18 protein-coding genes, 1 tRNA gene, 1 pseudogene and 1 CRISPR repeat array are annotated in these 25,513 nt (G+C 55.6%); of the genes and pseudogenes, 15 read left to right on the forward strand and 5 right to left on the reverse strand.

The features are described 5' to 3' along the window. The first annotated feature begins 24 nt into the window (after positions 1 to 24). From HBA49_RS10875 to HBA49_RS10905, 7 genes are all read left to right on the forward strand, one after another. Entirely contained in the window at positions 25 to 1,542 is a 1,518-nt protein-coding gene (locus HBA49_RS10875; RefSeq protein ID WP_040431276.1) for a sugar nucleotide-binding protein, read from the forward strand. After that, positions 1,542 to 2,399, forward strand: a complete 858-nt coding sequence (rfbA, locus tag HBA49_RS10880) for a glucose-1-phosphate thymidylyltransferase RfbA (RefSeq protein WP_005524760.1) — start codon at positions 1,542 to 1,544, stop codon at positions 2,397 to 2,399. Before HBA49_RS10875 ends, rfbA begins: the two co-directional genes overlap by 1 nt. A 30-nt stretch (positions 2,400 to 2,429) precedes the next feature. Then, positions 2,430 to 3,305 carry a glycosyltransferase gene (locus tag HBA49_RS10885; RefSeq protein WP_005524332.1) on the forward strand — a complete coding sequence of 292 codons (876 nt, stop codon included), beginning with the start codon at positions 2,430 to 2,432 and terminating at the stop codon, positions 3,303 to 3,305. A gap of 35 nt (positions 3,306 to 3,340) precedes the next feature. Then, positions 3,341 to 4,072 (forward strand): glycosyltransferase family 2 protein, encoded by a 732-nt coding sequence (locus HBA49_RS10890; protein ID WP_005519415.1) that lies wholly within the window; start codon positions 3,341 to 3,343, stop codon positions 4,070 to 4,072. After that, positions 4,069 to 4,422: a DUF2304 domain-containing protein gene (locus HBA49_RS10895; RefSeq protein WP_005519413.1), complete on the forward strand. Its 354-nt coding sequence runs from the start codon at positions 4,069 to 4,071 to the stop codon at positions 4,420 to 4,422. The genes HBA49_RS10890 and HBA49_RS10895 overlap by 4 nt, the downstream gene beginning before the upstream one ends. A gap of 51 nt (positions 4,423 to 4,473) precedes the next feature. Then, positions 4,474 to 5,337, forward strand: a complete 864-nt coding sequence (locus HBA49_RS10900) for a DsbA family protein (RefSeq protein ID WP_005524166.1) — start codon at positions 4,474 to 4,476, stop codon at positions 5,335 to 5,337. Positions 5,338 to 5,710: 373 nt separating this feature from the next. After that, positions 5,711 to 7,357, forward strand: coding sequence for an AMP-binding protein (locus HBA49_RS10905; RefSeq protein WP_005524255.1), 1,647 nt, complete (start codon positions 5,711 to 5,713; stop codon positions 7,355 to 7,357). 70 nt (positions 7,358 to 7,427) lie between these two features. On the opposite strand, the gene HBA49_RS10910 is transcribed toward HBA49_RS10905, so the two are convergent. Next, positions 7,428 to 8,375, reverse strand: a complete 948-nt coding sequence (locus tag HBA49_RS10910; protein WP_005524258.1) for an NAD-dependent epimerase/dehydratase family protein — start codon at positions 8,373 to 8,375, stop codon at positions 7,428 to 7,430. 80 nt (positions 8,376 to 8,455) lie between these two features. On the opposite strand from HBA49_RS10910, the gene HBA49_RS10915 reads away from it, so the two are divergent. From HBA49_RS10915 to HBA49_RS10925, 3 genes are all read left to right on the forward strand, one after another. Continuing rightward, the gene (locus tag HBA49_RS10915; RefSeq protein ID WP_005519406.1) at positions 8,456 to 9,307 is read left to right on the forward strand and encodes a DUF3037 domain-containing protein; all 852 of its coding nucleotides are present in this window, start codon (positions 8,456 to 8,458) and stop codon (positions 9,305 to 9,307) included. 130 nt (positions 9,308 to 9,437) lie between these two features. Beyond that, positions 9,438 to 11,042: a hypothetical protein gene (locus HBA49_RS10920; protein ID WP_005524484.1), complete on the forward strand. Its 1,605-nt coding sequence runs from the start codon at positions 9,438 to 9,440 to the stop codon at positions 11,040 to 11,042. 695 nt (positions 11,043 to 11,737) lie between these two features. Beyond that, on the forward strand, positions 11,738 to 12,169 hold the full coding sequence (locus tag HBA49_RS10925) for a TM2 domain-containing protein (protein ID WP_225866065.1): 432 nt from the start codon (positions 11,738 to 11,740) through the stop codon (positions 12,167 to 12,169). Between the two features lie 187 nt (positions 12,170 to 12,356). Here the strand turns inward: HBA49_RS10925 and HBA49_RS10930 are convergent, their stop codons facing one another. Then, the gene (locus tag HBA49_RS10930) at positions 12,357 to 12,509 is read right to left on the reverse strand and encodes a hypothetical protein (RefSeq protein ID WP_005524196.1); all 153 of its coding nucleotides are present in this window, start codon (positions 12,507 to 12,509) and stop codon (positions 12,357 to 12,359) included. 369 nt (positions 12,510 to 12,878) lie between these two features. Between HBA49_RS10930 and HBA49_RS10935 the strand changes: the two genes are divergently transcribed. After that, positions 12,879 to 13,091, forward strand: a complete 213-nt coding sequence (locus HBA49_RS10935) for an antitoxin VbhA family protein (protein WP_005524433.1) — start codon at positions 12,879 to 12,881, stop codon at positions 13,089 to 13,091. Between the two features lie 200 nt (positions 13,092 to 13,291). After that, positions 13,292 to 14,663: direct repeats of the CRISPR family, unit length 29 nt; unit sequence GGAACTACCTCCGCGTGCGCGGAGAATAC. A 459-nt stretch (positions 14,664 to 15,122) separates the two neighbouring features. Here the strand turns inward: HBA49_RS10935 and HBA49_RS10940 are convergent. Together HBA49_RS10940 and HBA49_RS10945 are read right to left on the reverse strand one after the other, a co-directional pair. Next, positions 15,123 to 15,198 (reverse strand) — tRNA-Thr (locus tag HBA49_RS10940). Between the two features lie 88 nt (positions 15,199 to 15,286). Beyond that, entirely contained in the window at positions 15,287 to 16,558 is a 1,272-nt protein-coding gene (locus HBA49_RS10945) for a DNA polymerase III subunit delta' (protein WP_256588184.1), read from the reverse strand. Positions 16,559 to 17,095: 537 nt separating this feature from the next. Here HBA49_RS10945 and HBA49_RS10950 point away from each other — a divergent pair. Together HBA49_RS10950 and HBA49_RS10955 are read left to right on the forward strand one after the other, a co-directional pair. Next, positions 17,096 to 18,166, forward strand: a pseudogene (locus HBA49_RS10950) (adenylate/guanylate cyclase domain-containing protein); the annotation flags it as partial. Between the two features lie 211 nt (positions 18,167 to 18,377). Further along, positions 18,378 to 20,390, forward strand: coding sequence for an OPT family oligopeptide transporter (locus HBA49_RS10955; protein ID WP_005524006.1), 2,013 nt, complete (start codon positions 18,378 to 18,380; stop codon positions 20,388 to 20,390). Here the strand turns inward: HBA49_RS10955 and HBA49_RS10960 are convergent. After that, positions 20,387 to 21,808: a hypothetical protein gene (locus HBA49_RS10960; RefSeq protein WP_005524228.1), complete on the reverse strand. Its 1,422-nt coding sequence runs from the start codon at positions 21,806 to 21,808 to the stop codon at positions 20,387 to 20,389. The genes HBA49_RS10955 and HBA49_RS10960 overlap by 4 nt on opposite strands. A gap of 187 nt (positions 21,809 to 21,995) precedes the next feature. On the opposite strand from HBA49_RS10960, the gene HBA49_RS10965 reads away from it, so the two are divergent. Continuing rightward, positions 21,996 to 25,067, forward strand: a complete 3,072-nt coding sequence (locus tag HBA49_RS10965) for a DUF4040 family protein (protein ID WP_040431269.1) — start codon at positions 21,996 to 21,998, stop codon at positions 25,065 to 25,067. Beyond that, complete coding sequence (locus tag HBA49_RS10970; protein ID WP_005519384.1) at positions 25,064 to 25,513, forward strand: cation:proton antiporter subunit C; 450 nt, start codon at positions 25,064 to 25,066, stop codon at positions 25,511 to 25,513. Before HBA49_RS10965 ends, HBA49_RS10970 begins: the two co-directional genes overlap by 4 nt.

Below are 25,513 nucleotides of genomic sequence, written 5' to 3' on the forward strand. Positions count from 1 at the left end.
AGCCGGAAAGTAGTGCCAATAACCATGAAGTCACCCACCCCTTTTTCTGCAACATCCACACCTATCGCCGGATTATATGTCCTGCATTTAGATGTGCGGCCGGATAATCGTGGCTGGTTTAAAGAAAATTGGCAGCGGGAAAAGATCGCAGCGATCCCGGAGCTCAGTCAGGCATGCCGGGAATTCCGCCCGGTGCAAAATAATATTTCTTTCAACGCCCAACCAGGGGTTACTCGGGGTTTGCATGCTGAACCGTGGAACAAATTTGTCACCATTGCTCAGGGCGAGGTTTTTGGCGTGTGGTGTGATCTGCGTGCCGACTCCCCCACTTTCGGCAAGGTTTTCAGCACTAGAATCACTACTGAGCAGGCAGTTTTCGTGCCGCGGGGGGTGGCAAATGGTTTTCAAGCATTAGAGCCATCCATCTACACGTATTTGGTGGATGCACACTGGTCGCCTCAAGCTCATTACAGTCACGTCAATTTAGCGGACCCCGCATTAGGTATTTGCTGGCCAATTCCGCTGGATAAGGCCGAAATTTCCGCCGCTGATCGCACTCATCCGCTGCTTGCCGACGCCACCGCTGTGCCTCCCGGAAAGATTCTGATCACCGGGGCGGATGGTCAGGTGGGGCGGGCTTTGGCCACCCAGTTTCCCGACGCAACATTGTGTAACCATTCGGATTTTGACCTCACCGCGGATTATCAAGCTCTTGAGGATGCAGTGAATTGGGATGAGTATGCAGTGATTATTAATGCGGCAGCCTACACCGCGGTGGACCATGCCGAGATGGATAGGGCCCGATGCTGGGCGGTGAACGCAGCAGGTCCGGCAAAACTGGCTCGGCTGGCAACAAATCATGATCTTACCGTGGTGCATTTTTCTACCGATTATGTATTTTCCGGCGATGCACCTGGGGATCAGGATGAAACCACCCCGATTGCTCCCAGTAATTTCTATGGGGCGAGCAAGGCTGCTGGGGATGCCGTGATCGCGTTGACCACGAAGCATTATATTGTGCGTACCAGTTGGGTTGTGGGGGATGGTAAGAATTTTGTGACCACCATGGTGCGTCTTGCGCAGTCGGGAGCTCATCCAGCCGTGGTGAATGACCAGGTGGGACGATTAACGTTCAGCACTGATATTGCCCAGGCAACAGCGCATTTATTGGCCGGGGAGCATCCTTATGGGGTTTATGGTTTCAGTAACAGTGGCCAACCACAGTCGTGGGCGCAGATAGCTCGCCGGGTTTTCGAAATCGTCCAGGTTGATCCTAACCACGTGATGGAGTGCAGCACGGAAGAATACACCGCGCGGGTTTCCACCCAGGCTTCTACGGCATCGCCCACACCGACGGCGCCGGCCACAGCAGCAGTACCGACGCCGGTGCTGGCGGTGCGGCCGAAAAATTCGTGCCTGTCATTGGCGAAAATCGAAGCGACCGGGTTTATTCCACCGCTGTGGGAGGCTCGACTGGAAGAATATGTGAGGAATCTCGTGGCACCTGATCCATCATCGTTCAATAGTGAAGAGGCAGAGTGATGAAAGGCATTATTCTTGCCGGTGGTACCGGCACTCGCCTGTACCCAATAACCCAAGGGATTTCCAAGCAGCTCATGCCCATTTATGACAAGCCAATGATTTACTATCCCTTGTCGACACTCATTCAGGCTGGGATCAGCGACATTCTCGTCATCACCACCCCTGAAGACCAGGGTGCATTTCAGCGACTTTTAGGCGATGGCTCGCAGTTCGGCATTCGTTTGACGTATGCGGTACAGCAGCGACCGGAAGGGCTAGCGCAAGCTTTTATTATTGGGGCAGATTTCATTGGTGATAGCAGTGTGGCCTTGGCGTTGGGGGACAACATTTTCCATGGTTCCCAATTTTCGGCATCGTTAAGTCAATGCCGGGATCCACAGGGAGGCATCGTATTCGCCTATGAAGTGTCGGATCCTAGCCGTTATGGTGTTGTGGCGTTTGATGAGTCCGGTCAAGCATTATCTATTGTGGAAAAACCGCAACATCCGCAATCAAATTTTGCGGTGGTGGGATTATATTTCTACGACAATTCGGTGATCGACATTGCCCACACCATTACCCCCTCCACGCGAGGTGAGTTAGAAATCACAAGCGTGAATGAAGCGTATTTACGGCAAGGAAAATTGCAGGTCCAAAAACTAGCACGGGGTGACGTGTGGTTGGATACCGGAACATTCGATTCCATGAGTGAGGCATCGTCTTATGTAGAAGTTTTGCAGAAACGCACGGGCATTATTATTGGTTCACCGGAAGCTGCCGCCTACCAATCTGGGTTTATTGATGCCGAACAGCTGCAAATTTTGGCTGCACGATTGGACAAATCCGGGTACGGCAAGCTACTACGAAACATTTTATAAAGATGTTCAATATGAAAGGCTAGTGCTTTTATGCCCACGTCCGTGCCCCCTGAATCCGCCACCCCCATGCCGGGAGCATCAACACCTACAGTGAGCGTGTTGATGAGCGTATACCGCAACACTCGTGCCGACGAGTTGACCGCCGCATTGGATTCCTTGCTTCAGCAAACCCGCCGCGCCGATGAGATTCTTATCGTGGAGGACGGCCCACTCACGCCAGAATTATACGAGGTGCTAGAACAGCATTGCCGCGAGCATCCTACCAGCAAACGGCTACCGCTACCGGTGAATCAGGGGCTGGGCCCAGCATTGCAGGCTGGGTTAGAAACCATTGAAACGGATTTCGTGGCCCGACTAGATTCGGATGATATTGCCGCACCGGAACGATTTGCTCGCCAGTTGGCGTGCTTTACCACAGGCCAGAATCTTGATGTGGTGGGCTCTGCGGTATCGGAGTTTTACCATCATCCGGGAGACACCAATAATGTGCGTGCGTTACCGGAAACCCACGAAGCGATTCAGCGTTACGCCAAGATTAATAATCCGATAAACCACCCCAGTGTGATGATGCGGGTTTCGGCTGTGAAGGCCGTGGGTGGGTACCAAAATGTGCATTTCATGGAGGATTATGATTTGTTTGCCCGACTGTTAGCCCATGATTACCGGTTTTATAACATCCCGGAGCCGTTAACATTTTTCCGGGTATCAGACGACCAGTTCCGGCGGCGAACCAGTGCTGGTATGTGGGCGGCAGAGCGGCAGTTGCAGCGTAATTTAGTTACCTATGGCCTGGTTTCTTACCCCCGTTCGGTTGGGAATTTTATCATTCGTATGTCCTATCGAAAAATACCCCATGGGCTTCTTAAACGTGTTTATTCACTGCTGTTTCACCGTTCTTCGCAGTAAGCCAGCCGCTACCCCCGCGGTACGATGAGTCCATTATGACAATGCGATACCAATTGAACAGTAATAATTCAGCTGATTTTTCTGATACTTGGCTGATAATTCCGTGTTATAACGAGGGCCAGGTCATTCAAGGTGTCATTGAAAATGCTCGGGCTGTCTTCCCTAACATTGTTGCAGTGAATGACGGTTCACACGATGATTCGGCTTACCGCATTCATGCGGGTGGGGCGCATTTGGTAAACCACCCGGTGAATTTAGGTCAAGGGGCAAGTATTCAAACCGGGGTGGAATATGCCCGCCAACAGCCGGGGGCACGGTATTTCGTGACGTTTGATGCGGACGGCCAACACCAGGTGAAAGACGTGATACGGATGGTGCAACGGTTACGCACCGAACCGCTGGACATTATCGTGGGAACCCGGTTTGGACGCCCCAAATCTGACCACGATCAGGTTCCGTGGATTAAACGCCTAGTGCTGCAAACCGTGGTGTTATTATCACGGAAAACCCGCAAGTTAGGGTTGACAGATGCTCATAATGGGCTACGGGCTTTCAATAGACGAGTGGCTGATGAGTTGAATATTCGGATGAACGGGATGTCGCACGCATCAGAAATCGTGTCACAGATCGTGGACAACCAGTGGCGGGTGTCGGAGGAACCGGTGGATATTTTGTACACCGAATACTCGATGAGCAAGGGCCAATCATTGATTAACGGGGTCAACATTCTAGCTGACGGGCTGTTGGTAAAGGAAAATTTGATATGACAACTATAGTTCAGGCATTATTGCTGGCCACCACGATTTTATTGGTGCTATATTTCCTCACGAACCGTCGTAAAGCGCGGGCAAAAGCCGGGGTGAAACTAGGGTTCGTGCTGCTGGTGTTATTGGCGATTTGGGCGGTGTTACGGCCAGACGATGTGACGGTTGTGGCGCAGGCTGTGGGGGTCGCCCGGGGCACGGATTTAATGCTCTATGTGCTCATCATGGCGTTTGGGTTTACCACATTGTCAACGTGGATTCGGTTCCGGGAGCAAGAACTACGATACGCACAGCTAGCCCGGGCGATAGCACTACAAAATGCGGTACGGCCGGAGGAAGAGTTTCTCACATAGGTCACCAGACCATTAAACTAATGCCAGTTTTGGCTGATCTAAGGAGTATGCATGGCACAAAAACTCTTGCGGCTCACCCCTCCGAAGGTGGTGCGCCTTGTCATTATATTCGCCATCATCGTGGCTGGTATTTTTGTGATCGGATATTATGCGGGGTATTATAAAGTCTCCACCGCGCAACACAACCAGGCGGATTTACGCACCACAGCAACCTCCGAAGCCGCAAAACGGAAAGATTTCGCACCGGCAGGCACCGGCAGTGTGAAACCAGTATCGGACCCGGCACAGTTGGATGCGTTCATTGTGGGCCCCGGCGGGGACATCAAATCAGAGAATGACGTACTCAATGTTCATCGGCGCAACGCAAAAGACCCATTCGCGGTGGGGGCGGTTGATGCACCAGTCGTCATTTCCGAGTTTTCCGATTTTGAATGCCCATTTTGCGCCCTATACGTCAATGGTGCGCGAAAACAGATTTTATCGGAATATGTGGATCAAGGACTGGTGCGGTTAGAGTGGAACGATTTTCCCATCAACGGTCCCAACGCGGTTGCCGCGGCAAAGGCTGGACGAGCAGCGGCAGCCCAGGGCAAATTCCACGAGTTCCACGATGCGTTATACCAAGCCTCTGCGGGGGTGAAGGGGCATCCAGAAAATAAGACCGCCGATTTTGTGCGATTCGCCAAAGAAGCCGGGGTTCCAGACCTGGCAAAATTCGAAGAACAAGCCACCGACAGCACATACGACGAAGTAATTAAGAAAGCGCAAGGGTATGGGTCATCGTTAGGCATCGATGGGGTGCCCGCAGCATTGGTGGGAACCCAGTTTGTGAGCGGAGCCCAGCCCATCGAGGTATTCCGGCAAGTCATCGAAACGGAACTGGTCAAGGCAAAGGCCAAGACAAAGAGTGCCTAGTCACGCATAGCTGTCGTGGGCTGCTACTCCAAGGCAGCCATGGATGGTTACTAGAAAAACATGATCATTCACCGGCATAAATGGCGTACGCCGCTAATAAAACACCATGCCTTTTCGGGGGTAATTCTCATGGCTGTAATAGGTATCTTCTGATAGTAAATTCCCAGGAAATGCTATGGTTAGGCCGCTGCGCACCGATCAGCATAATAGGATGCTGGAGGTAGCAGCGTAACCTTGTCACAGCAGACGTCGATAAGTAAACAAAAGATACTTTTGATGACGGTTAATTTCTACCCATGGTTAGCTTCTTCACCGTTGTGATCAGTGTCAATCCCTCATTGGCCTTGAACTATATTACGGAGATACGCCGCTTATGAATAAACTTGCTTTTACCAAATTTGCCCGCACCATGGTACAGCTCAAGGATTTAGTGCCAGCGTTGTTGAAGTCTGGGGTCATTTCCACCGAAGGCGGATTAAAAGCAATGCTGGCAACGCCACTGGTGCTTGCACGGTATCGGTTCACCACGGCACGAGAGGTAGAACAAGGCGCCATTGCTTGTCCACACCGCACTGCGCTTATCGACGACTCCGGGTCACTGACGTACTCCCAATTGCGGGCTAACGCCCGAATATTTGCCGCCTACCTGCGGGACACCATGAACGGCAATATCCACATGGGGGTAATGGCACGCAATGGTCGAGGAATTATTTATCCCATGGCGGCCAAAGGGTTCGCTGGGGCAACCATATATTTGCAAAATATTGGCTCGTCAAAGGAACAATTGACCAATTGTCTGAAACGGGACGGCGTCAACATTCTAGTCATTGATGAGGAGTTCATCAACCGGTTTGATGCCGACGCAATGGATATTCCGGTGATTATTGCGCATCGGGATTCGAACCGGGATTACGGCTACCCGGACTTAGAATCAATCATCGCAACCTATATTCCGCAGCAACGCCTACCGTTCTTCCCGAAACACGGCCCGATTGTAGTCATGAGCTCGGGGACCACGGGCACGCCAAAGGGGGTTGTGCGGGTAGAACCGGTGGCGCCGACGGTGTTGGCGGGAATCCTGACAAAGGTACCGTGGCGCGCCGGGATGCGGGTACAGATCACCGCATCAATGTTCCATGCGTGGGGGTGGGCGGTGTTCAACATTGCGCTAGGGATGCGGGGCACCATTGTGACGCACCGAATTTTCGACCCGGAACGGGTATTCCGGGATATTGATGAGGGCAAATTGGATGGCATGTTATCGTCACCGATTTTCCTGAAGGATTTGGTGAATCTGCCGGATAACGACCGGTATGATTGCTCCAGTTTGAAGTTTATTTTCTCTTCCGGCAATGCACTATCACCCTGGCTTGTGGAAAAAATGCATGACCGGTTTGGGAAGAATTTGTGTAACCTCTATGGGTCGACGGAAATTTCGGCGGTGGCGGTGGCCTCTATGGAGGAGATTGCGCAGCACCCAACCACGTCGGGGCCGATCTGCACTGGCACGGATTTCATCATTTTGGATGAGAATGATCGCCCCTGCCCGACGGGCACCCCGGGGCGGATTTTCTGCTACAACACGGTAACGCTGCGTGGCTATACCGACCCGAATATTCCCATGACCCAATATGGGCATTTAATCCAGATCGGCGACCGGGGTTATTTGGACGAGAACGGGTTCTTGTTTGTGTTGGGCCGCGCGGACGACATGATCATTGTGGGTGGGGAGAACGTGTATCCCCGCAGCGTGGAGGAAGTTTTGGAGGAGATGCCGGGCATTGCGGACATGTATGCCGGCGGCGTCGAGGATGAGGAAACTTTCAAACGCATCGCGGTGTGGGTGGTACGATCCGATGATTATGCAGGGCAGAACCTCACCACGGAGGCGATCCAAAACTGGGTGTTAGACCGACTAGCAGCCCATTCGGTGCCCCGGGACGTGCATTTTGTGGATTCCCTTCCCCGCACCGCCACGGGCAAGGTCATGCCGCGGCAACTGGTTCCACCGCAACACTAAGGTTAACGCCGACGAAAGTTCATACGGGATTATGTGGGGGTTGTCCGGCTAGGTAGGCCCGTCCGTACTCCTAGTGAAGCTGCTGGGTGGTACGGAAATAGTCCACGGTTTTGGCCACGCCTTCGACAATGCTTACCCGCGGTTCCCACCCCAAAACGTCGTGGGCATGCTGGTACGATAGGGCCGACCTGGGCACATCACCAAGGCGGGCGGGAGCATAGTCGGGGGTGTCGGGGGCACCGGCGGCCCGGGCCACTAGGGTATGGAGCTCCCGGTCAGAGGTTTCTATGCTAGTGCCAATATTGAAGCGATCACCGCCACCGATGGGGCCGGCCGCCAGGTAGAATGCGCGCACCACATCTTCAACATAAACATAGTCGCGGGTATTGCCGCCATCGCCAAAAATGGTGGTGGGGTAACCGTTCAAGAGTCGTTGGGCGAAAATCGCCACCACACCGGCCTCACCATGAGGGTCTTGGCGCGGACCATACACATTCGCGGGGGCTATGTGTGAGCAGTCGAGACCATAAAGGTGGCGAAAGGTATTGAGGTAGATTTCGCCGGAGATTTTTGCGGCGGCGTAGGGGGAATGCGGGTCGATGGGGGTGTTTTCAGTGACGGGGAATTGCTCGGGTTTACCATATATGGAGCCGCCGGATGAGGTGAAGACAATTTTCCGAACATTGTTTTTTCGGGCGGCTTCGGCAAGCCTGATTGTGGATATGATATTGGTATGGGCGTCGAAAAGCGGCTCAGCGACGGAGCGCCGAACATCAATTTGGGCTGCGAGATGAAAAATAACTTCTGGTTGTGTGTCGACAATGAGCTGTTCCAGGTCCGAGTCGAGTAGGTCCTCCGTAATGACCCGAACGTTACCGCAGGCGAGCGCGTTATCAAGGTTAGACATCTTGCCACGGGAGAGATTGTCAAAAACAGTCACGCTGTGGCCGTGAGCAACAAGGAAATCAACCAGATGTGAACCTATAAAACCGGCACCACCGGTAACGAGAACGTGCATATGTTTAATGTACAGGTAGATCAGTTAGACTGCTTTCCAAATGTTTTGCACATAGTAAAGAAAGGTTTTAGGGGCAAGCCATGAAATTACGGTATTGGACGGTACGCGCGGTCCCCAGCGCTAATAGCATCACCACCATTGGCATTGGTGTCATTGTCGAAGACATGGCCACTGGGGAGATCGCCGCAAGGTTTAAAAAGGATTCCTCCCAATTGGCGTACATGGAGTCACAACAATCCATCATGCGGCTCGCCGATGAACTAGAACAACATGTGGTGCATCTCGCTTGCCAACATCACAGACACAGTATTGGTCATGAATTAAGCGTCAATGGTTACCTCGCATCATTGATGGACTACTGGAATAATATGCTCATCATTGACGAGCCAAAACAGGTGGATTCGACCTCGATCGAGCAGGCAACCCAGCTATTATTCGTCACACTCATTGGCGACGAACACTATTTGGAGCATTCCCAATTAGAAATCCAGGCCCGGGACATGGTGAAGGCAACATATCGGCGCCATAAGCAGCTAGAAAAGAACATGTATCTGCCCGCATCGGTCGATGTTGACGGGTTTGAGATACCACTGAATTTGGTGATTATAAAAAACGCAAACGTTTTCGAGCTTAATAGTGTGTTTTCGTTTGAGAGCCTACACCCGCAAGAAACCATATCCATGGTGGAGGCATGGACACTCAAGATCGATAAGCTACGCACAAAAGGCGGCCGGCTGCATACCGATAATCATGTGATTAGCCTGGCAAAAGACACCGACATTACCGCGGTATATTGGCCACCGAAAACCCCACGGCAACATGAGGTGTTTGACTCGGTGACGGTGCCGTGGGCAGGCTTGGGGATTACGGATATACCGCTAGCCGAAACCGACGAGCACGCCGGGGAGCTTGCAAAACGATTGGATCAATAACACCACCCCACATGCCCGACCCATAAGGGGGTATTTAAGCAATTTTTCCACCACACCCATATAGAAACCGCTCATGGCTGGATAAAATTTCTCTTAAACATTATTTACATAAATTTTAAAGGATTCGGTCATGCCCCCAAGCGGTTATGATGCACGCCCCACGACCGACTGGTACGGCCAAAGAGTTGTGTCGACTGCGGACCACGCCATCGTGTTGCGGGAAATTGTGGCGCATGTGCCACGAAGCGGCAATTTTAGGCTTTTCGACGCCACCCTCGTGCTGGAGATCGACAACCCGCAGGCCTCATCAGGCTATGCGGTATCAGTTCGATGGCAAAGCCAGGTTCTTGGCTATCTTCCCGATTCCGACATTGAACCTTATTTCCCCGAACTGGCCCGGCTCGCTGCCAGCGGAGTTGACGCCGTCGTCAAGGCGCGATTGTGGACGAACATGGACGACCCAAGCCACACGCCGGGCTCTGAGGAGTTCACGGTCACGGTTGGGGTGCAACCGGCGGGCGAAATCGTACCGTTGAATGATCCGCCACTGGCACAGTGGGTGCTGATTCCTCGTGGTACGGCCATTACCGCAATCACTGATCGGCAGATTTTCAAGGTGGCAAAAAACCGGGATAGCGGGCATTATCTTGTTACCCTCCACCTTATTACTGGCGGCATTGAAATCCGGCTTGATGATAAATACATTGGCACCTTGCCGGCTTCTACGAGCGAGAACATGCGCGCACTCGTGGAATCTTACGACAAGCAAGGCCTTGTTGTCGCATGTCACGCCACCATTGATGTTCCAGATGTGCTGGTGGATGTCAATCCAACCTATAAGGAAACGGGGAAACCGTTAGTGTCACCGCTTCCCGCCTTGGCGCCTTATCGAAAACATCCCCGTGACTATCACATACCTGGGCGGTATCAGAAATCACGCCGCCCCTCCCCTGCTGCGCCACCTCAGACAGCGGCGCAACCTACACGTGTATCTCAACTCCAGCAGCCCCAGCCTCAGGTCCAAGCGGCTTCCGCGTCGGCAAATGCAGCACCGCCGCGTAATACGAGTCGCCAGGATTTCGCGGCATCGGCCCCAAGCCCACAATCAGCTCAGTTCTCACCCGCTCCACCAACCTCGCAGTATCGGGGTACTGCCGCGGCCGGCACGGCACCGGCTTCCCGCACGAAGCACCGGCTCATACCACTAATAGTGATAACTGGTGTTCTTTTCTTTCTTATTATTGTGCCGGTGTTTATCTCCTGCGTTTCGCAGCTCACGGATTCCGCAAGCTCTACACATTCCACAACCGGAAGCAGCTCAACAAGCGCAACGTATTCGGATGAATCCAGTGTGAGCGAATCGACCAGTTCCGCCAGCGAAGATTATGCGTCCGAGTCTGCCGAGCCAGATATTTCCGATTCGGATTTAACGGAAGACACAAGAAACATGACCGGCACGACGGGAATGAACGAGAAAATCAGGGGGTGGAGTGTATTTCAGGCTCGTGAGCTGTGCCATAGGAGGGTTGCCCAGCAGTTACGGTCCCCCCAATCGGCAACGTTTGAGTCGGAATCCGAGTTTGCGGCACGGCCGAATGCAAACCCACCCGGGTGGGTGCTTGCCGGGTATGTGGATTTGCCGCAACGTTCCGGGATAGTGCGGTTGACATGGGCGTGCGCGGTAGTGCCAGTAAGTTCGGATAGCGCACAGTCCCGGGCAATCCTCGTCAGGTAATTTTCAAGCAAAGAAGCAGGTGATATTCATGCGTAGACATGCTGCAATTTTTACGTTGGGTTGTGTGTTTTTAGCAGGCTGCCAAAGCGCACACAGCACCCCGGCGCCGACGGCGAAACCGGTGACTGTGACGGTGACCACGACTGCGACTCGCACAGTTACCGTCAGCGTTACACCTTCTGTCTCAGCGACGGTCTCGACGACCACGGTGCCACGGACGCAGGAGGCCGGTGGATCGCTGGAGGATAGCGAACCCTATGATGGGTACTCTTACGAAGATGATTATGAAGATGACTACGATTCGGGAGTGGGAGGTTATTATCGCTCGGAGCCAAAGTTGTTTATGCATCGCAATCCGGGTAATAATGTCGTGCCGAAAATCCCGAGTCAGAAGCGATATAATTCGACGCCCAACCATAGTGGTGGCAGTAAAAACAGTGGTGGTACTGGTAGCGGTAGAAGCAGCGGCGGCGGTAGTAGTGGAGGTGGCCGGCGACGTTAGCTTATCGACGCCAACGCCATACTAGCAAAGCATGTGAAAAAGAGTAACTTTGCGCCATGATTAGCAATGGTCTTCGTATTTTTAGGACACCTCCATATGGAGGTGTCTGTACATGAGCACTAGCCAAAGAAAATTGGATTTAGTAGTCTTCACTTAAAATTCAGAGTTTTTCTAGTTCTCACAGGAGGATCATATGACTTCACCATATAACTCTGGTGACCCTAATTTCCAACAACACGACTCAATTTTCGGCCCTCCGCAACAACAACCGGGTGGTCCTGGTCCAATGCCGCAGCAACCGCAGCCGGCTATGAATGCTGGTATGCCGCAGCATGTTCAGCAGGTTGTGAATGTGAATCTGACGGCTGCTCAGGTTCAGGGCATGGCTGGTGCCGAACCGGTGCAGCACGTTAAGAGTTTTGGGGTGTATATGATGTGCCTGGCTTTTGGTGGGTATATTGGCGCACACCACTACTACACCGGCAATATTGGCAGAGGGCTGCTGTACACCTGCACCCTCGGTTTGTTTATGTTCGGCTGGTTGGGTGATCTGGTGAATGCTCGCCGTAATTTCAACCGGGAGATGGCTTCCCAGGGGATTTTATCCGCCCAGTACCGAAGCTGATTCGCCTTTGGAATATTGCCATAGAGTATAAACCCCAGCTTACAGTGTCTGGGGTTTGTACTGTTTAGTTCGTAGTTTGGGGGTGGAACTACCTCCGGATGGGCGGAGAATACGATAGGTGGCACATTCCCCCAGCAGTCCAGTGTTCAGTGCCGGTCTCATCAACGAGCTTTTAACTTTAGCCGCATTATTTCTCCTTCAATAGCGTGTCGACAATGATGTTGAGCGCTACCACTGTAAGCAGCATGATACTCTCCCAGAGCCGGCCCCCTACGAGGGGGAGCAGTACTGCCGCGATGGGCAGCACAATGTAGCAAAACACGACATGACGCTTTGACATGATGGCCTCCCTTCTTCTGATCCGTGCGGTAGGGTGGTGGGGGTGACCCCCGGTTCAGGATGGTTCGCGCTTCCTGAACCGAGAGAGTCACCATCGGCGGTGCCGGCCTCGGTAGTGCTTAGATTTTCTCACGAGCCATTGGGCGATGCGGAACTACCTCCGCGTGCGCGGAGAATACACACCACGGCAACCCCACCACCACATTTGGGAACTACCTCCGCGTGCGCGGAGAATACCTTTAATATGGTTCAGGCGCTGGTGCTGTTTCGGAACTACCTCCGCGTGCGCGGAGAATACGCTAGGAATATGCCATACTTGAAGAGGTAAAGTTAGTTTTATTCCTCTTGATAAGTAATGAGGTAGATCATTATGTACACCCGTGAAAATGCGCCGCTAACACCAGAACAGCGAAAACACCTGGATAACGTCTTGGCCAATTCCCGTATTGAGGGATATGAGATTACCGACCAGATGATTGATGATGCCATTAGGATAATCCTAGGGGAAAAAACCTCAGATGAAATCCGGGATGAGATCCTCCAGCGCTATGGGGTAACCCCAGAAACCACACCTGACACATGAGTGAGTACGATGACTGGAAGCAAGAAAACGACCGGTGGGAAGCCTATCTCTACCCCAATGGAGTCCTACGCAATAAACTTGGTATTACCAAAGCTGCAAAATGGCACAAAATGGAACGTGAATTCGTTGCAGCTCGAAATAATGATCTTCGCCCTAATACTGGGCTTACTACGGGGAATGTTGGGGAGGAGCTTTTTGCTGGAACTACCTCCGCGTGCGCGGAGAATACGGGTGCTAGATAGCGACCCCGGCACCGGGTATGGAACTACCTCCGCGTGCGCGGAGAATACCACGGACGACACGGAAACCATCAACATGCATGGGAACTACCTCCGCGTGCGCGGAGAATACACGGGCGCCAGGGCTTTACCCGCATCAAGCACGGAACTACCTCCGCGTGCGCGGAGAATACCAAATCCGAAAGAATGTCCGATGCCCCGCCTCGGAACTACCTCCGCGTGCGCGGAGAATACTCGGGGATAAGGCAATGGGCTTGCACCCAGGCGGAACTACCTCCGCGTGCGCGGAGAATACGGTCACCATCAGGGTCGAGGGCTTCCAGCATGGGAACTACCTCCGCGTGCGCGGAGAATACCTGCTTCCAGTAAAGCAAATGATTCCACCGGCGGAACTACCTCCGCGTGCGCGGAGAATACCGTGGTGCTGCAAGATGCCGACACGGGGGAATCGGAACTACCTCCGCGTGCGCGGAGAATACGGATCACGATAGCGTGGGGCTGTTCCAGCAACGGAACTACCTCCGCGTGCGCGGAGAATACGGGTCAAACGCCCTGATGGGGACGTATATAGTGGAACTACCTCCGCGTGCGCGGAGAATACGCTGCGGGCTGTGGTGTTTTTGTAGATTCCGCGGAACTACCTCCGCGTGCGCGGAGAATACAAGGAGGCAAGCGTGTATGAGATGACCTACGTGGAACTACCTCCGCGTGCGCGGAGAATACTTTTTTGGTCACCGGGTCGTTGGGGTCAATAAGGAACTACCTCCGCGTGCGCGGAGAATACTAGCCCCCAATAAGGTTGCATAGATGGTCATAGGAACTACCTCCGCGTGCGCGGAGAATACGCGGCCACGATGCGGTGGTAGGTGTCCAGCATGGAACTACCTCCGCGTGCGCGGAGAATACAGCACTGCCATTAGGAATGGATCGTATTTACCGGAACTACCTCCGCGTGCGCGGAGAATACCTTTTGGTTGACTAGTTTTGGGGGTGATGGTTGGAACTACCTCCGCGTGCGCGGAGAATACCGTTTTTTTGGGGCGAGTATTTGAGGGGCAGCGGAACTACCTCCGCGTGCGCGGAGAATACAGATTAGTGCTGGTGACGCTGCGGATTTGCAGGGAACTACCTCCGCGTGCGCGGAGAATACAATCCCTCCAGGTCAATATCCCAGTCGGAAATGGAACTACCTCCGCGTGCGCGGAGAATACTCGGCGGGGGTAGCGACCTCCTGTATCCAGTGGGAACTACCTCCGCGTGCGCGGAGAATACGATGTGCGCAATAAGCTCTTTTCGCCAAAAGCGGAACTACCTCCGCGTGCGCGGAGAATACCCTAAATGAGCTGGGTCTTTTATAGCATGATTCTCAAAAACGGGCCAAATTTCGCTCTGGAATCTGGATTTTATGGCCGAATTATGGGGTGAAGATTCCACAACTTCCAATCCCTCATGATAAAGCCTATTCAACCGCTGGGAAAACTCATCTACACCAACAGGTGGAAAATCAGAAAGAACACGTCATCTAGCCTGTCTTTCTTACTTCCAAAAGATGGTCATGCATGTTAATGCCTCAAGAAGCTGAACCACATTTCCCTGCAACCGAATTAGCTTCGACAACCAATACATTAGCCATGGGCTTACCGCCCTAGCAGCCCAGGCCAACACCTCCCAGCCGATCGGCCCACCCTGCATGCGCGGAGAATGCTACTACCTGCACGAATCTGCCCCCACCCCGACGTCGTAAAGCATGCAAAGAACCCCAGCTCACACGTATTTTGAGCTGGGGTTTTGATGGAGCCGCCTGTGGGAATCGAACCCACGACCTTTTCATTACGAGTGAAGCGCTCTACCGACTGAGCTAAGGCGGCACGAACCGTAATTGGTTCAAGCGGTGATTGTACCTTATGGCGTGTCGGTTTAGAAAACCATGGGTGGTGTTCCTGGTGTTCGCGCATGTTATTGCACGTTGCATGCTTTACGGATTCGGCCAACCATGGCGTCCATGGCGGTTTCGGCCCGGACGTTGTGGGTGATGTCGTCACGGCAGTGGCTGATGGCTTCGATACAGGCCAGGAGGTTGGGTTCGCCAATGGTGCTGAGTTCACCGGCGAGCCCTTGCATGTCGGGGTGGATGGGGCTCACCTGGGCGTGGGCAGCGATCATGAGGGCGTCACGGTAGATTCCGATGAGGTCGACAAGTTGGGTATCGAGGGCGTCGCGGATAGCGCGGGTTTCGCGCCGTTTTTGGAGTTTTTCCAGTTCTTTGATTTGGCCGGCGCTGCCCCGGAGGGCTTTGTGGGCACCGCGCCCTTTGGCTCCCATGCCGAGGGCGGTGCGGAGTTTTTCTAATTCTTGTTCGTTGGTTTCGGCCAGGGAGTTTTTGGCTTCGTCGGTGGCGGTTTTCACCAGGCTGGTCACGGCTTGGAAGGCTTGGGATCCGTGGAAGATGAGTTCCGCCAGGTTGAGAATGTTGGTGCGCCGGATCTGGGATTCCTGGTGGTGGAGGAGGTGGCGGGCCCGCCCAATGTGGTTTCCCGAGGCCATGGCGGCACGGCGCGCGTCGGCTTCGGTGGCGTTGTCGGTGCGGGTGAGGATGGCTACGATGTCGTCGATGCTGGGTTGGGGAATGTAGAGGTGGCGGGATCGGGACAGGAGGGTGGGAATAATGTCTTCGGGGTCGGTGGAGGGGGCACAGAGCATAATAACCGTGTGCGCCGGGGGCTCCTCCACGGTTTTCAGGAGGGTGTTGGCGGCGGCGTCGGTAAGCCGGTCGGCGTTGTCGAGGATGACGATGCGCCATTTGCCAACGGTGGGGAGCATGGCGGCGGGGGTGACGACTTCGGTGCGCATGGTTTCGACGCCAATGGTGAGTTCTCGGGGGGTGATGTGTACCACGTCGGTGTGGGCGCCTCGTTGCACTTTACGGCATTGTTCACAGGTGCCGCAGCCGATGATGTGTGGGTCGGTGCATTCGAGGGCGGCGGCGAAGGCGACCGCGGCGTTGGATCGGCCGGATCCGGGTGGGCCGGTGAAGAGCCAGGCGTGGGTCATCGCGCTGCTCCCACCACTACCGCCACGACCGGCACCCTCACCATAACCGTCATGATCGGCACTTCCCATCCCACCGTCACCACGGCTAGTACCACGGCGGGCGGCTGCCGCGGCGGCGCGAAGGGTGGGGGCAACCACAGCTGCTACACCCATTTGGGCGAAAATATCATTGTCCACTCTCTAATAATATGAGTGATTTGGGATGAAGGTCTACCACGAATGTGTGGTTTTGCGGTTAAAGTAGTGAGCATGCAAAGACTGTGGCGTGCCATTCGTTGGCTGGGAGGAACCTCTTGGCCGTTGTATACGGCAGCAGTGTTGGGTACTAACCTTTTGGCCGCGGTAGGCGTCATTGCATTTCTGGAGTTTCTCCTGCCATTATCGGTGATCGACCCGGATATCATTCCCCTGCAGGTCTCCGGCACGGTCTTGGGGGTTGGGGTCGCCTATATTGTGGTAGCAGCCATTATCAGCATCGTTACTTCTTTCGCATTATTCCGGCCGGTACTTGACTGGCAGCGGCATCCCGACCGACATGACCCAAATATGGTGCGGAATTTAGTGATGCGCATCCCATTTTATCAGACGGTGCTCACGTCATTAGTGTGGGTGGTGGGGATTGCCATCATCACAGGTTTCGCAACCCGGGGGTCGAGCACATTGGCGATCACGGTGGGTGTGACCACTTCGTTGGGGGGCGCGATGGCGGCCATGGTGACGTATTTAGAAGCGGAGCGACTGGTGCGGCCGGTTGCCGCCCTGGTGTTGGCGCGCCGGTTTGAGGATTCCACGCTGGAGCCACCGGTCACGTATCGGTTGCGGTCAACCTGGTTGTTGACTTCCGCGGCACCAATCGGTGGGGTTTTGTTATTGGTGTGGGCACACTACACCCAGTTTTTTCCCGCGTCGTTAGCACAGTTATTACCGGCAATCGTGGTGTTGTGTCTCACGTCGTTAGTGTTGGGGTTTATTGGCACCACGCTGGTGGTCATGAGCGTGGTGGACCCGATCACCGAATTGCAGCGCGCTATCTATCGGGTGCGCCGGGGAGAAACGGATGTTGCGGTAGATATTTACGATGGCGCGGAGCTGGGGGTGCTGCAGGCTGGTTTCAATGAGATGATGCGAGGGCTGCAGGAGCGACAGCGGGTGCGGGACATTTTTGGCCGGTATGTAGGCATGGAGGTGGCTCGACGCGCCCTAGAGGAACGCCCAGAGTTGGGGGGTGAGGATCGGGAGGTGGCGGTTATTTTTGTGGATGTGATTGGTTCGACCACGTTTGCCGTGACCCATGAACCGGAGGAGGTGGTGGTGGAGTTGAATAAGTTTTTCGAACATGTGGTTGCGGTAGTACACCGAAATAAGGGGATTATTAATAAGTTTCAGGGGGACGCGGCACTGGCGGTGTTTGGGGCACCGATTACACTGTCCGATGCGGCCGGCCATGCGCTCAAGGCGGCGCGGGAGCTGCGGCAGGAGTTGCAGCATATGCGGCTTCAGGCGGGTATTGGAGTGGCGGCCGGCCATGTAGTGGCGGGGCATATTGGGGGACATGACCGGTTCGAGTACACGGTGATTGGGGACGCGGTGAATACGGCGGCTCGACTGACGGAAATCGCCAAGGGCACCCCCGGTCGAGTGATTACCAATGCTAGCACGTTGGCAAAAGCCAATGAAGCAGAACAGGCACGGTGGACGCTCATGAAGTCGGTGGAATTGCGGGGCCGGAATATGATGACGCAGATTGCCCGGCCTATCCGCCCAACGTTGGCGGACCGTTCGTAGGATCATCCCCAACAAATCACCCCCAATACTCACCCCCGTTCGGTGTAGTTCTTACCAAAAAATTGCACCTATTTTATTCCGTTGGTCACATTTCTCTACATAAAAACAATAGATCACATATAGGTGCGGGTATGTTTAATAACTGATCGCACAAAACCGTCACAATCGTACAAAACCGTACGGAACATAGAATAGAGAAAGGATCCTGGCAATGACACCCACAGGCGCCACAAGCGCTGCCGGTCCGGCGAAGCCCAGAAGCGGCATCAAAGAGCTGACCGTCCGGGGGATTATTCTCGGCGGGTTGATTACATTGATCTTTACCGCGGCAAATGTGTATTTGGGGTTGAAGGTGGGGTTGACGTTCGCCACCTCGATTCCAGCCGCGGTGATTTCCATGGCGATATTGCGGAAGTTCCAGGACCATTCGGTCCAGGAGAATAACATTGTGCAGACGATTGCCTCGGCGGCAGGCACATTGTCTGCCATTATTTTCGTGTTGCCTGGTTTAGTCATGATCGGGTTTTGGTCGGGGTTCCCCTATTGGACGACCGCCATTATTTGCGCAGTCGGCGGCACATTGGGGGTGATGTATTCCATTCCGCTGCGCCGCGCCCTCATCACCGGCTCGGATTTGCCGTATCCCGAGGGGGTGGCCGCGGCCGAGGTGTTAAAGGTCGGTGACGATCATGCCGACGCCGAGGCCCAGAAGGAAAATAAGGTGGGCCTGCGGGTCATTATCGTGGGCAGTCTGGCGTCGGCAGGCTACCAGTTCTTGTCGTATCTCAAGGTGGTGGCCGGCAGCGTCAAGACGGTGTTCCCGCTGTTTGGCGGGGCGTCGACCGTGGCCACGTCGCTGTCGCTGGCTCTCATTGGTGTGGGGCACCTGGTGGGGTTGGGTGTCGGCATCGCCATGATCGTGGGGTTGCTCATCTCCTACGGGGTACTGCTGCCGGTCTTCTCCGCCGACGCCATGGGCTCCGGTGATATTTCCGAAATCGTGAAGACCACATTCAGCCAGGAAGTGCGGTTTGTGGGTGCCGGCGCCATGACCGTGGCCGCCATTTGGACGCTCGTGAAGATCATTGGCCCCATCATCAAGGGCATTAAGGATTCGCTGGCATCGTCGCAGGCCCGCAAGTCCGGGGAAACCGTGGCGTTGACGGAGCGGGACATCCCCTTCAACATTGTCATGGGCGTGATTTTGGCCTGCATGGTGCCCACCGGATTATTGCTGTATCTGTTCGTGCAGAATTCGGAGATTTCGCACCACACCACCACATTAGTGATTTTGAGCGTGGTGTTTGTGCTGGTGACCGGCCTGGTGGTGGCCGCCGTGTGCGGCTACATGGCCGGGTTGATCGGTGCTTCGAATTCGCCGATTTCGGGCGTGGGCATCATCGTTGTGTTGGCTTCGGCGCTGCTCATTAAGGTGGTGACTGGGAACGAGCACGAGACGAACGCCCCGGCCTTGGTCGCGTACACGCTGTTCACGGCGGCGGTGGTGTTTGGTATTGCCACGATTTCGAACGACAATTTGCAGGATTTGAAGACCGGCCAACTGGTGGATGCCACGCCGTGGCGGCAGCAGGTGGCATTGATTATTGGCGTGGTGTTCGGGTCGATTGTGATTCCGCCGGTGTTGCAGGTGATGTTGCAGGCCTTCGGGTTCGATGGCATGGCGGGCGCCGGCCCGGACGCGTTGGCCGCACCGCAGGCGGCATTATTGTCGTCGGTGGCGAACGGTATTTTCGGCAATTCGTTGGATTGGAACATTTTTGGCCTGGGCGCGCTGATTGGCGTAGGCGTCATCATTGTTGACGAGATTCTGCGGAAAACCACTGGTGGTAAGCGGTTCCTGCCGCCGCTGGCGGTGGGCATGGGCATGTACCTGCCGATCAGTTTGACCCTGGTGATCCCCATTGGCGCGGTTTTGGGCGTGGTGTACAACAAGTGGGCGGACAAGCATGAGAATTCGGAGTCGCTGCGCCGCATGGGCACGCTGCTGGCCACCGGTTTGGTGGTAGGTGAATCCCTGCTGGGCGTGATCTACGCCGCCATTATCGTTGCCGCCAATAAGGAAGAACCGCTGGCCATCGTGGATCTCGGCGGCGTGGCCGACGGTTTGGGCATTGTGGTGTTTGCCGCGGTGTGCTTCGGCCTGTACCGGTGGTTGCAGACCAGCATTGCTCCGAAGGCTCAGGCCAGCAAGCCCGCCGATTAGCTCGCTTTGCGACGCCCAACGGTGGGTTGCAGCAGTTTCAGCCCGGCCAGTCCCGACACACACAGCGCAATCATGACGCCGAGGGATATGCCGATATGGCTGGCAGACCCACCGGAGTTGCCGAAGGCCACCAGCCCCGAGGTCGCGTAGTGCAGCGGCATGAGGCTGGTGGCTAAAAGCCAACCGGTTGGGATTGCGGTGGTTGCGGCCAGGTTCCAGGCCCACCCCACGATCCCCACCTGCGCAAGCGCGGTCATGAGGGCCGCGATCTGCCCCCACATTCCGCCGAAAATCCGCACCATGAGCGATCCCGTGAGGATCGATATCATTCCCAACAGCAGGGTGATTGCGGTGATGCCGGCCACCTGCCCCGCACCCAGGCCGAAGCCCACCATGAGGCACAGCAGGCTGGCGGTGACCGCCAACCCGACGAGCGTCACCACCACGGTGAGCAGTGTTGCCTTGGTGTGGATTCGGCCGCTGCCGCGAATGGTGGCGCCGAAGAGCACCCCGGCGGCGATGAGCACCGCATACATTGGTGCCAGGGTTCGGGTGTCGGTGTCAGTGTGGGATTGGGCAGTTGGTAGCGCCCGCTGGATTTCCCCGATTTTCGCCTGGGTGTTTTTGGCCATGGTGTCGATTCGGGCAGAACCGGTACGCAAATCATCGACGCTCTTCAGGGCGGTCTCCAGGTCGGTGGTGGCCTTCCCCAGGCCGGCGTTGAGGTCTTGCGCCCCCTTGGTGGCGGTGTAAATGCCGTCATGGTAGGCCTGGCCGGGCTCCGATAATTGTTGCGCTATCTCCCGCGACCCGGTTTTCATCTCCTCTAGCTGGGATTTCGTCGTGTCGTCCAGGGTGAAGGTGGTGGCCTGCTGCCGGAGGGTTCCCAAATCCTCGCGGAGCTTCACCGTGTCCGGGTCTTGGGCGTCCTTAATGCGTTCCAGGTAGCCGTCGATAGCGACCACGATTTGGCCACGCACCGCTTCGAACCCGGTCACCTGGTTGACGGCGGTCTCCACCCCGTCGGCGACCTTCGTGGCGCCCTGCCCCATCTGCCCGGTGGCGGCCTGCAACTGGGTCATGCCGTCCGAAAGCTTTTGGGTTCCCTCCTTGCCGTTGGTGAGGGCGGTGGATATATCGTCGGTGCCGCCAGTGATTTTGCCCACCCCGTCGACAAGCTGCTTGGTGCCGCCGGTGAGCAAACCGGCCTGGGAACTGGCCTCACCCGTCGCGCGGCGGGCGTCGACAAGCACGGAATCGTCAACAATGGTTGGGGCCCCGGCGCGGGCGGTGCTGTCTGACCAAGTGTCGGCGGGGTCGATGCCGGATGCGAGGGAATATATGGCTCCTACCAGCACGGGGAGTGCCACGATGAGTGCGGCGATGGCGCGGCGAACGACGATGGGCCCGGGTTTCATACCTTGAAATGTAACCATTTCTTTAGGGAATCTCAGCGAGGCGCACCGCGGCAGACTGGTAGGATTAACAAATGTTATTGTCGTTCAAACATGAAAGAAGGCGCCGCTCGCCCGGATTGTCATACGTGTTTTATGCGGGTCGGTGGGGCCACCCAGCCTGGTAACAGGTGCTGGGGGTGAAAAATCTGTGTCCTTAATAATTATACTTGGTGTGGCAGCGGTTGCGATCGTCCTCTCCCCTGTTTTGGTGAAGCTTATTGGCACGAAGGCGGGATATCCGCTGGGTATGCTAGCTCTTGCCGACACTGTTCTTCTGGCCCGCGAGCTACCCAGAGCATTGGTGGAGCCTATTACCATAAGCTACCCGTGGGTGCCTGGTGCGCTGGCGGATATTGGTTTTAGTGTGCGGCTTGATGGTTTGTCCGCTATTTTTGCGCTGCTTGCGTTGGTTGTTGGGGCGGTGGTGTTCCTGTATTCCGCCGCGTATTTGCCGGCCCGGGGTGCGGGTGCCACGAATTTTTATACGCTCATGACGGCGTTTATGACTTCGGTGTTGTTGCTGGTGCTTGCCGACGACGTGTTTTTGCTGTTCATCGCCTGGGAGTTGGTGTCGCTGGCGTCGTTTATGCTTATTGCCCGGTCTGGTGGGCGTGGCGGTGAGGCGGGGTCGCAGCGCACACTCATTTTGACGTTCATTGGTGGTTTGACGCTGTTGGTGGCCATGAGTATTGCCGCTACCCAGGCCGGCACTACCTCTATTCATGGGATTTTGCGTTCGAGTTTTTGGGTGGATAAGCCGGGGCTGACGGCCGCGTTGGCGGTGTTGGTTGCGGTGAGTGCGTTTACGAAGGCCGCCCAGTTTCCGTTCCATTTTTGGTTGCCGGAGGCGATGGCGGCCATCACCCCGGTGTCGGCGTTTCTGCATGCCGCGGCCGTGGTGAAGGCCGGTATTTATGTGCTGCTGCGGTTTTCCACGGTGTTCCATGATGTGGCGGCGTGGAATTATTTGCTGATTACCATTGGCATGGTGACCGCGGTCATGGCGTCATTATTTGCTATTGGCCAGACCGATTTGAAGCGACTGACCGCCTATTCGACGGTGTCGCATTTGGGGTGGATTGTGGCGACGATTGGGGTGGGAACACCGTTCGCGTTGGCTGCCGCATTGGTGCACACCATCGCCCACGGGTTGTTTAAGTCGTCGTTGTTCATGCTGGTGGGGGTGGTAGATCACCAAACCGGCACCCGGGATATTGAGCGGTTGGGGAGTTCGTGGCGGCAGTTGCCGTTCACATTCACGTCCACGGTGATTGCGTGTGCCGCGATGGCCGCGGTGCCGCCCACGTTTGGGTTTATTTCCAAGGAAAGCATGCTGACCGCTTTTGAGCAGGCCCCGTTGGATAATGTTGGGGTGGTTGTGCTACTGGGGGCGGCCACGGTGGGAGCATTGTTGACGTTTACGTATTCCGCCCGGATTGTTGCCGATGGGTTTATTGATGGGGATCGGGACATGAGTGGGGTGCGGGAGGCCCCATTCTTGCTGTGGTTCCCGGCCGCGCTTCCCGGGTTGGTGACGGTGCCGCTCGCAGTGTTGGCGTCTGTGGTGGAGGGCCCGATTGATGCCGCCGTGATTACTATGACAAACACCGACCCACGGGCACATGTTGCGTTATGGCATGGGGTGAATACGCCGTTTGTGCTGTCCCTGGTGGTGTTGGTTCTTGGGGTTGTGGGGGTGTGGTACCGGCAACGGATTTGGCGGGTGGTGACGCACCGCCAGTTCTTGCCGGTTGATGGGAACCAGCTGCTCAAGCTGGGGTTGCAGTCGCTGTCGGCTGCCGGGAAGTCGTTGGGCCGGATGGCGGACACGCTCAGCCCAGCGCGGCATCTCGCGTTGCTGTTTGGGTTGTTTATTGTGTTCGGCGCGGTCGTGGGCATCAATGGCCTGTTGGGGGGCGGCGTGGATGGGGTGGCGTTGCACCCGCGGGTTCCCGGTTCGGATCGGGTGACCGACTTGTTGCCGTTGGCGATTATTGTTTTGGCTGTTGTGATTATTGTGCGCACCCCGAGGCGGTTGACGGCGGTGGCTGGTATTGGTGTTGCCGGCGTGGGCGTGACATTGCAGGTGTTGATGTTGGGTGCCCCGGATGTGGCACTCACCCAGTTCTTGGTGGAGTCGTTGACAGTGGTCATTATGATGCTGGTGGTGCGCCAGCAGCCGGAGCGGTTCCACCCGGAGCATCGGAAGTCAGCGGCGTCGAAAAGCATGCCGATTGTGGTGGCCGTGGGCTTTGGGATTGTGACGTTCTTGGGCTCGTATCTGCTGGTGGGGCGGAATGATCGGAGCGATTTGGCCATGTGGTATTTGCAGAATGGTCCGAAGGTGACCGAGGGCGATAATGTGGTGAATACTATTTTGGTGGAGTTCCGCGCATTTGACACCATGGGCGAGTTGAGTGTGTTAGGCATGGCGGCGATTGTGATTGCGGCGGTGGTGACGTCGATGCCGCGGTACCCGTTTATGCGGGGGACACATCCGGCGCCGATTGGGCATGCCGAGTTGAATACGATTCCGATGAAGACACTACTGAAGATTATGCTGCCGGTTTTGGGGGTGTTGAGTGCGCTGATTTTCTGGCGGGGCCATAATTCGCCTGGTGGCGGGTTTATTGCCGCGTTGGTGGCGGGTGGTGCGCTCATGCTGGTGTATTTCTCGTATCCGCGGGATCAGCGGGTAGCGAAGGTGAATGTGCCGGTGATTCTTACCGGGTGCGGCATTATGACCGCGGTGTTTTCCGGCGTGTTGGGCCTTATGAAGGGGTCGTTTTTGTTCCCGATTCATGGGCATTTTTTGGGGCAGCATTTCACCACGTCGATGATTTTTGATTTGGGCGTGTATTTGGCGGTGTTGGGCATGTTGAGCATGGCGGTGAATGTGTTGGGTGGTTATTTGCGTCCGGGCATGGAGTATGAGGATTTAAATTTCACCCGGGTGGATTCGCCGTTGGTGTCGACGCCGGTGGTGGGGGTGGATGCGCAGCATGAGCCGGCGCCGGAAACCCCGGAGCATAAGCGGATTGTGGCGCAGGCGCGGCGGGATGCGGCGTTGTTGAAGTTGGATTCGTCGAGGCATATTGCGCAGATCATGGCGTCCAGTGATCCTGATGCCGACCCTGGTGGTCCTGGTGGGGATCCCGGTGGGGGCGGGTCGCCGAAAGCATCGGAAGCGCCGAAGACCGGGCCGGAGGAGTTATCGTGATTATTCCCCTTTCTATTGCCATTCTTGCTGGTGGTGGCGTTTATTTGGTGATGCAGCGGAGTATGCTGCGGATTATTGTGGGGATGACGCTTTTCAGTCACGCCACGAACTTGTTCATCATGTCGACGGGGACGACAACGTGGCGGGGTGAGCCGTTTCCCTCGTTGACGGATTTGCAGGATGCGGCCGACCCGGTGCCGCAGGCGTTTGTGTTGACGGCAATCGTCATTGCCATGGCGACCACGACGTACATGTTGACGCTGTCCGGGTTGGGGAGTTCGGATGATACGACGGCGCACGCGGTAGCGGATGAGGATTCGCCGTTGCAGACGTTGGGCCGGTCGACGACGATGGCGGAGTTAGCGGCGGCTGATGCGCACGCGGCGAAGCAGGAGCAGGTTGCTTATCGACGGGCCCAGGAGGCCCAGCGGAAGGAAGGGCACTAG

The sequence above is a fragment of the Corynebacterium matruchotii genome (assembly GCF_011612265.2).
In the GTDB taxonomy this organism is placed as follows: domain Bacteria; phylum Actinomycetota; class Actinomycetes; order Mycobacteriales; family Mycobacteriaceae; genus Corynebacterium; species Corynebacterium matruchotii.